This is a genomic window from [Chlorobium] sp. 445 (genome assembly GCA_002763895.1).
GTDB lineage: Bacteria > Bacteroidota > Chlorobiia > Chlorobiales > Thermochlorobacteraceae > Thermochlorobacter.
Genome location: NSLH01000026.1, coordinates 24538 through 33332 on the forward strand (window position 1 = coordinate 24538; position 8795 = coordinate 33332).

5 protein-coding genes are annotated in these 8795 nt (G+C 46.3%); all 5 read right to left on the reverse strand.

Annotated elements, in window-relative coordinates:
• Nucleotides 1-3: 3 nt before the first annotated feature.
• Nucleotides 4-3450: a hypothetical protein gene (locus CMR00_10080; GenBank protein ID PIO47511.1), complete on the reverse strand. Its 3447-nt coding sequence runs from the start codon at nucleotides 3448-3450 to the stop codon at nucleotides 4-6.
• A gap of 157 nt (nucleotides 3451-3607) precedes the next feature.
• Entirely contained in the window at nucleotides 3608-4516 is a 909-nt protein-coding gene (locus CMR00_10085; GenBank protein PIO47512.1) for a hypothetical protein, read from the reverse strand.
• 258 nt (nucleotides 4517-4774) lie between these two features.
• Entirely contained in the window at nucleotides 4775-6370 is a 1596-nt protein-coding gene (locus tag CMR00_10090; GenBank protein ID PIO47513.1) for a hypothetical protein, read from the reverse strand.
• Between the two features lie 114 nt (nucleotides 6371-6484).
• The gene (locus CMR00_10095; protein PIO47514.1) at nucleotides 6485-7105 is read right to left on the reverse strand and encodes a uracil phosphoribosyltransferase; all 621 of its coding nucleotides are present in this window, start codon (nucleotides 7103-7105) and stop codon (nucleotides 6485-6487) included.
• Between the two features lie 129 nt (nucleotides 7106-7234).
• A partial coding sequence (locus CMR00_10100) for a peptidase (GenBank protein PIO47515.1) occupies nucleotides 7235-8795 on the reverse strand: 1561 nt, incomplete at its 5' end.

Sequence of the window (8795 nt, forward strand, 5' to 3'; positions counted from 1 at the left end):
ATTTCAGTTGCTTTGCAATTTTTCCAGCGCGCCGTAGTAGCGACGAATCAGCTTTTGATAGTCGTCAGAATAGCCTTTTTCACGCAAGCGGTTGAGTGCGTCTTGGAATTTATTTCGCCTCACTTCCGTGTCAAGTTCTGCGGGCGACTTACGCATGAAGTTTTTGGCAGACTTTGCTTCACGCTGTTCTTCAAACTCTCGTTTTTGCAGCGATTTCGTTGATTGCAGCATACGAGAAAGAATTTGCTGTTGTCGCTTGACAAGTTCGCGTGAAAGCTCTTGTTGCTCCAGACTTCTTGCGATGTCTTCCATTTCTTCAGCAAGTTTTTCGAGATTTCCCATCAATTCATTGCCTTTTCCCTCACGCTGTTGCTGCGCTTGTCGCTGTGCAAGTTGTTTGAGTTGCTCTTGAATCAAGCGTTGTTGAGCCGCAAGTTGTGCTAATCGCTGTGCTCTGTCGACGGGATTTTTTCCTTCTGCCATACCTTGTGTTTCACCATTGAGCGCACTTTGTTGGTCAGCCAAACCTTGCATCAATTCAGAAAGTGCGCCATCACCTTCGCCCTGACCATCGCCATTTTTCTGTCCCATCATTTGCGCCATCATCTGGCTGGTTTGTTCTGCAAAGTCATTAAGTGAGCGCATGGCTTCGCGCATCTGTTGCGCTGCATTTTGTGTGTTTCGTCCCTCGATTGCAGAAATTGATTGCTGCATTTGCTCTTCGGCTTCAGCTAACTTGCGCGCCATATCTGAACGAATTTTTGACGACTTTTTGCCAATCTTGGAAATGCTTTCTTGCAACTGTCGGAGCGATTCCAAAACCTGCTGCTGATTTTGGGCAAGTTCTTGCGCCTGCGCTTGTGAGGCTGGCTGTCGAATTTGCTCTGTTTCGTTCTTCAAGGCTTCTTGTTCTTTGGAGAGCTCGAGGGCAGATTGTGCGGCGTTTTGCATCGCTTCCAGAAGTTCTTGTCGGCGCTGGCGTGAGAGTTCTTGCTTCATCTCCGCAATTTGTTTCTGACGCTGCTTCATTTTTTGGAGCGCAGACTTTTGTCTTTCAGATGCCGCTTCAGGATTGCGCCCTTTGAGTTTCTCTTCTGCTTCGCTAAGGTCTTTTTCTAACTCATCTTGTTCTGCTTGAGCACGCAGTTTTTCTAATTCTTCCATCGGCAATTGTTCTTGCTTTGGAAAATCTTTCATTTTGCGTTCCAATTCCTCGCGCACACGCTCAAACTCTTGGAGCTCTTTTTTGAGTCGTTCTTGCTCTTTTTGCAATTGACTGAGTTTGTCAGGATTTTTTGGTGGCTGCATGGTCTGCTCATGCAGCTCTTCTTGTTTTTGTAGCATCTCGTTTATGCGCTTTGCAAGTTCATCAATCTTGCGCTCGAGTTGAATGCGTTGCAAAAGCTCTTTTGTGCGCTCCAAACTTTTTTGAAGTTGTTCTTCGTTGAAGGTCATCTTCTCTAAGGCTTGACGCAGCTGTTGCTCGTTGACTTGCGCAAGTGCTTCTTGCAACTGGCGCATCGCCTCTTTGAGTTCTGGCGAGTTAATCTCATCGATTAGTCGCTGCACTTCTTGATACTTCTGCAAAGTTTCTTCGGAGACAAGATTGCGCTCCTGCATCGATTGCATCATTTTTTCTAGCTCTTCGGAAATTGCTGCTGCGCTTTTTTGCAACTCCTCTTGTTTTTTGAGCGCCCGCTCAATGGCTTTACGATCTTGCCAATTTGAGCGACTCTTCTGGCGCAATTCGTTTTGCACTTTTTCCAACTGCTCTTCAATGGCTTTTACTTCTTCGATTTTCTTTTCTAAGGCATCTGTGGTTGCCTGTTCAGCGCGGTCGATTTCAGCGAAGACTTCCTCGAGCGAAGGCAAACGGAATCGATAAAAATCGGTGCGCGCCGCTTTGTAGCCCGATACAGCGTCGTTATCGCGCACTTCGGCATAAAACTCTAATTCATCACCAGCGACCACACCTATTTTGTTCAAGTTCCAAGTAAAACTGACGATTTTGTCAATCTGTGAGCCTTCGCCTGCCAGTGGAATTGGCATTTCTCGAAAGTCTTTTTCAGGCTCACCAACTTCTGATTTTGTAACTCTAAACTTGAGCACAAGACTGCTAAACCCAAAATCATCCTTGAGCTCAAAGACCAGCGGCTGAATGAGTGCTTCTGGCAGAGTTGTCTCTTTTTCTTCAGGCTGCAGGAGACGAACGACTGGATATTCATCAGTTAGCACTCGGAGAGTGTAAGTTGCACTTTTCTCGGTTCGCATCTGCGTGTGGTCAAGTGCTTCAAGTCTGTAGGCAAGATCGTCTTTGAGCGTCAAAGCCAGTGAGGCAGAATCACCACTGACTTGCATAGAAAGCACGGTTGTATCATTTGCAACGAGTGCAGCGGTTTGAATTGGCTTTGAGGCTTTCAGGCGCAGCAAGACTTTTGAGCCTTTGAGTGCTGCGGCATCGCCAAAGTTAGGTTCGAGTTGCTGTGCCGACAGGCGGCTGTACGCAGGCGGTATGATGGTAAGTTGAAACATCTCAATGCGCGGCTTATCGAGCACACGAATCCAATGCTTCTGGCTTGATATGACTTTGCCTACGACATTGCTTTCAGCAAAGTACAGCAGCGGTTGTTTTTGATTTTTGAGCTGGTAGGAAAATTCACCTGCGCTGTCTTGAACCAGTTTTAGGTCTTGCAGCTCAAAGCCGTTTTCATCGAGGAGCTTGAGTGTGAGGCGATTCACATCTAAGTGCGTTTCAGCATCTGGATGATCTACGACCTTGAAGCGCACGACTGCATCACTGCCCTTTGCCACTTGCACATCTTTTGAGAGTGAGACAATTTCAAATGGTGGCGGCGGTGTAAAATCTTGATTGAACTTGACAATGCGTGTCAGAGCTTTGTTCAACCCAAGTGGCGATATTGCAAAGAGCAGTGCGGTCACCAACAGTCCTGTTGCCGCCACTCCACCCGACTTTTTTGCACTCTCAAACGAGATGGCTTCCTCAAACCTCAAGGGCTCCACCTCTTTCTCTACACTTGTAAGTGCCGCGACCGCAAATGGACTCTCACGCGCCTCACGGTAGACTTGCAGGGCATTGATGAGCCTATCTTTCAAGTTTGGAAAGGCTTCCCCAACAGCTTTGGCTATCGCATCAGGATTAAATTGTTTTTGCAATAACGGTAATACAAAAAACCACAAGCACGCCCCCAAACTTACCACACCCAACACGACCAGCAACAAAAATCGCCCTACACTCGAGAACTTACCGATAGATTCTAACGCCGCTACACTGATTAGGCTTGCCAGCACAACGACCATGAATTTTGAAAATCCGCTAATCGCATCCTGCACTTGCATCTTGCGATATGCTGCCCGCAATTTCTCAGTAAGCTGCTGGTAGGTTCGTTCTGCCATTTCGTTTTGCATTTTCATTTCAAAACTTATGTCCATCTGCCACGCACTACGTCTTTGCCTTGCTTGCCAACTCTTTTTAGACTTAAAGATGAAATCTAAAACAATTCAGCAGATTTCATACGCTCGTGCTTCGGCACGGCACATGATTTGCATGCATGTTTTTTGCTTTGAAGGATTCAAATGTTTGCTCTGCTCAACTTTTTTTCAGAAATGACTGTGCTGCTTGAAGTTTGCTTTTGAGATCCGTGCCTTTTTGTTCCGATGTTACGTTTGTATCGTGAGCAGGTTGCGGACTTTGCTTCTGTGAATGCGCTTCAGGGTATTGAATATACTCGTTATTTTTTGCGGTGGCTTCGCGCAAAGTGCGTTCCATCTGTTCCTGTGTTACCGGTTTAGGAATGTATCTGAACACATTGACTTCATTTACCGCACGCATGATAAGTTTAATATCAACGGTATCGGTCAAAATGACAATGACCGTTTGAGGATGCTCTTGTTTGAGGGTCTGCAGAAAATCCACACCATCGTATTCACCCAAGTCGAGTTCGCTAATTACCACAGCGACATTTTTCTTTGAGCAGGCCTCAAAAGCCCCATCAACTGTATCTGCTGCAACGATGTCGTACAGATCGCTGAGTTTTTCTACCAGTTGAGCAATTTCCTCTTTCGTATAGCCTACAAACAGCACGGCTGGTTTCAGCGATGTCTGTGCTACTGGCGTAGTGATGCTGGAATTTACCACTTGAATTGTGGAGGGTTTGAGCATGGTCATTCTATCATAGATTTGTACACCCAGCTTGACCACATTTTGCAGCATTTCTGGTCGGCAGGGCTTGTTGAGGTAGCGGAAAATTTCGCCGGCATTGACTGATTTGATCACACTCTCTAAATCCGCATAGCCTGTGAGCAGCACACGAATTGTGTGTGGACTGATCTGTTTTACTTGACGCAACAGTTCGTGTCCGGGCATCTGTGGCATACGTTCATCGCTAATGATGACCTTGATGGGATACTGGCGCAGGATTTCTAAAGCATCATAGCCATTTTCAGCTGTGTGCACGTTGTAATCAAATTCTAACAGCCCCCTCAGAGAACTGAGCATCAGCGCTCATCATCGACCAACAGGATATGCGAGAGTTCTTTCATTTTGCCTTGCAATTGTTAGTTGTTTTAACCGAGCATATTTTAACCGAGCAGTGCCTCGTAATTTACTCAATCCAGATTTACTTAAGATTACCAATTCGCCGCACTCTTTGGGTTATTTCCCAGAGTGCCTCGTGCGTTCTTTCCGTACTTTTGTCTCAGGCAGCGCTAACGACGTGCTTTTGCTCAAAATTTCTGTTTTCTACTACCAGGACTATCAGGAAATTTTAATTGCGTTTGTCTCTTCTATTGATTCTTCTTTTGCTGTGGCGCCCTGTTTTTGCTTTGCCTGCTTTATAGGCAGCGTGATGATAAATTCTGACCCTTCACCGACTTTACTGCTGACCTCGATTGTGCCGTTATGGCGTTCAATGATTTTATAGACAATCGAAAGCCCAAGCCCTGTGCCTTGTCCCACTGGTTTTGTTGTAAAGAATGGCTCAAAGATTTTCTTCAAATTTTGTTCGGGAATGCCGATGCCTGTATCAGCGATTTTGATGAGCACTTTGTCACCTTGAGAGCAGGTTGTAATGGTAATTTTGCCAAATTTTTCAATTGCTTGGGCAGCGTTGGTAATGAGGTTAAGAAAGACCTGATTCAGCTGTGCAGGGTAACACTCCACAGTCAGGTTCGGTTCGTAGTTTTTTACCACTTCGGCTTTATGCTTGACAACATTGGTTGCAATCACCAATGCAGAGTCGATATTTTCGCTCAGGGTTACAGTTTTCAGTGCGGTTTCATCGAGGCGCGAGAAGTTGCGCAGGTTTGTTACAAGTTCTTGAATGCGCTGCAATCCGATGTTAGATTCACTTAGCGTTTTGTGCGTGCGTTCGATGAGTGCCTTTTCTTTTATGCCTAAGACCACTTCGCGTACGGTTTCTAGTTGTGCTTCCAAGTCGTTCAGTTCTCCTTCACGCAGCATCATTTCCATTTTTTGATATTCTTTGAGCACACGTTCTAAAATGCCGAGGTTGCGCTCGACAATGCTGAGGTTATTTGTTACGAATCCAAGTGGCGTATTGACCTCGTGCGCAATCCCCGCCACCATCTGACCCAGCGACGCCATCTTCTCTGATTGAATTAACTGCGCTTGCGCATTTTTCAAATCATCGAGCAGTTTTTCTATTCGCTCTTTTTCCAAAGCAATTTCGTTGCGCTGCCGAATGATTTCTTCTGTGTTTTCCACAATGATGCGGTCTTGCCGGCGTAGCGAAATCGTCAGACGCACAGCCATAGCAAAAAAGATGACCAGGCCAAGTAAAATCGCGCTCACTTGCAAGGTTTGTAGGCGCGAAATACGTTCATTAGACGCTTCCCCTAGCGCAATAATAAACTTTTGATTGGCATCTAATATCGCTTCACCTTTGTGCACTACAGCCTCTACGCATTGCTCGAGCAATAATGTATCTATTGTACTGGCTTGCTGCTGCGAGAGCTTGAGAAAGTCTTCTCTGTGCGCTTCCCACACTTTGCTTGTTGCTTCTATAACTTGCAGAGCCTTTTCTTCCGCTACAGGTTGAACAGCAATGCTTTCTCCAAAGAGTTTAGCTGTCCCTCCCTTCCTGAGTGCCATTTGAATGTTGTCGAATTCTTGGATTGCAAGCGCAAATTCTTTGAAGGAGGAATCAACTGCAAAGCCAGTAAAGAGTTTGATGTGTGTATCACGCAAGTTTTTTTCAGCACGTTGCCATTCGCGCGCACTTTGTGTGGCAAGTGCAACCTGTTTAGCATCTTCTTTGCTGCGTTTTGCCAAGACAAAATTCAAGATGAATACTGAGAAGACAAGCAATAGGAACAGCACAGCGTAGAGCACCAGCTCACCATAGCGACTTCCCTCTGTATGTGTACAGGGCTTTTCGGTAATTTATTTGCTGATGCATTACCCATTTTTTTTGCAGGATAGTTTCATCATACAATTTTTCTGCAGCTAGGTGCCAAATAGTCTATCGCCTGCATCGCCAAGTCCGGGCAAAATGTATTTATTTGCGTTGAGTTCGCGGTCAAGTACCGCTGCGTAGATATGCACATCAGGATGCGCCTCGCTAAAGCGTTTAACACCTTCAGGCGCCGCCACCACGGAGACGAGTGACAAATTTTTCGCGCCTTTTTCTTTGAGTAGTTTTACCGCCATTGTAGCGCTTCCGCCTGTTGCAAGCATGGGATCGAGCACTAAGCCATGCAATTCAGAAATATTTTCGGGAATGTTAGAGTAGTAGAAATGTGGTTCATGCGTGATGTGGTCACGCGAGACACCGATGTGCGACACTGTTGCTTCTGGCAGAAACTTTAGAAATCCCGACTGCATACCCAATCCGGCACGCAGGACAGGCACGAGCAGAAATTTTTCTTTTAAGCGAAAGCCTGTTGTTGTCTCCAGCGGGGTCTCTACTGAAAAGGTCTCTAGTGGCAACTTTGCACAAATCTCGACTGCCATGACTTCAGCAAGGCGTTCTAGCGATGTACGGAAGAGTTCCTTTGGGGTATGTCTATTGCGCAATACGGTTAGATCACACTTCAGTAACGCATGGTCAATGACGGTGAGTTTCATTGGTTAAATTTGAGTTTGCACCTTTTGTGCGATGCGGTGCCATGGGGCACCGCCCTTCCGCTTTTCAAGAATACACTTTTTGCAGCGCGCTATGTGTCTATACTTGCGAAGTTTACAAGGCAGATTAAGTTATTTGACTGTACCCACTTTTGCAAGCGCCTCTGCTTTCGGGAAAAGTTTTATGGCTTCCTGCACGATGTTATCTTCTTCGGCAAAGATCATGCGCTCATACTTTGAGCCCCAGATTTGGCGTGCGATATTGCCTTTGATGGCATTTTTGAGGTATCGCTCATCGCGCGCATACTCGGCTTCGTTGAACTCGATATTTTTCTTGCTTGCCATTGCTGTAAACTGTTTCATCACCTCTGCAGTTACTTCAAACTCTTTTCGGAACTTTTCAAAGTTCTGCTCATACTTTTTGCGTACTGCAGGATTTTGTTCGATGTAGTGCTGCGCAAATTCTTCGAAGACACGGGCGGCACGCACTTGGCGGTAGTAGCGCGTTACCGTGTCGGGCAGCACGAAGTAGTCAGGCATAATGCCACCGCCACCCAACACGGTTCTGCCCTTGTCTGTCTTGTAGGGCTTGTGAATCGAGTCAGGCTTAATGAATGCACTTGCTTCGATGGGCTCACGGCGATTGCGCATCTCCTGTGCTTTCTTTCTGACTTCTGGGTCAGTACTGTTGATGCCCAGCTCATTCCAGCCGCGCTCTTGAATTTCGGTATAGTACTCTTCACGGCCGCGTTTACTTCCATCATATGGCCGCTGAATCGAGCGTCCTGAAGGCGTGTAGTAGCGTGCAATCGTTACACGGATTTGCGACCCATCAGGTAAATCAAACGGACGCTGCACCAGTCCTTTTCCAAAGGTTGTCTCACCAATGATTAAGCCACGGTCGTGGTCTTGCACGGCACCGGCGACAATTTCTGAGGCAGAGGCACTGGCACGATTGACGATGATAATCAGTGGCTCTTTCTCAAATGAATCTCCGGGCTTAGAGAAGGCATTTTCTTCGGGCACGCTGCGTCCTTTTGTATAGACAATTTTTTGAATGCCGCCCAAAAGTTCATCGGAGATTTTAATGGCTTGGTCTAAGTAGCCACCCGGATTTTGACGCAAATCTAGAATGAGTTTCTTCATGCCCTTTGCTTTCAGGTCGCGTAATGCTTCGAGAAATTCGTCATGCGTGGTTTGTACAAACCGATCAATGTAGATGTAGCCAATGTCGTCTTTGAGCATCATTGAGACGCCCACGCTGTAAGTTGGAATCTTGTCACGTGTGATGACAAAATACAGTGGTTCTTTTTCTCCTGGTCTAATAATTTTGACTTTCACTTTCGTGCCTTTTGGACCGCGCAAGCGTTTGATAACGCCCTCTCGCGTGATACCGATGGCTGAAGAATCATCAATAGCGACGATTTTATCGCCAGACATAATCCCAAGTTTATCGCTCGGTCCACCAATGACGGGTGCCACAACCAAGAGCGTATCATTTAGCACATCGAACTCAATGCCAATACCTTCAAAATTGCCCTGAAACTCTTCCTTTGAGCGTCGGTTTTGCTCTGCAGAAAGGTAGGCAGAGTGAGGATCTAATCTCTCGAGCATGCCTTCAATCGCCCCTTCTGTGAGTTTCTGTGTGTCGACATCATCGACATAATACTTCGCTACATAGAGAAATGCCTGC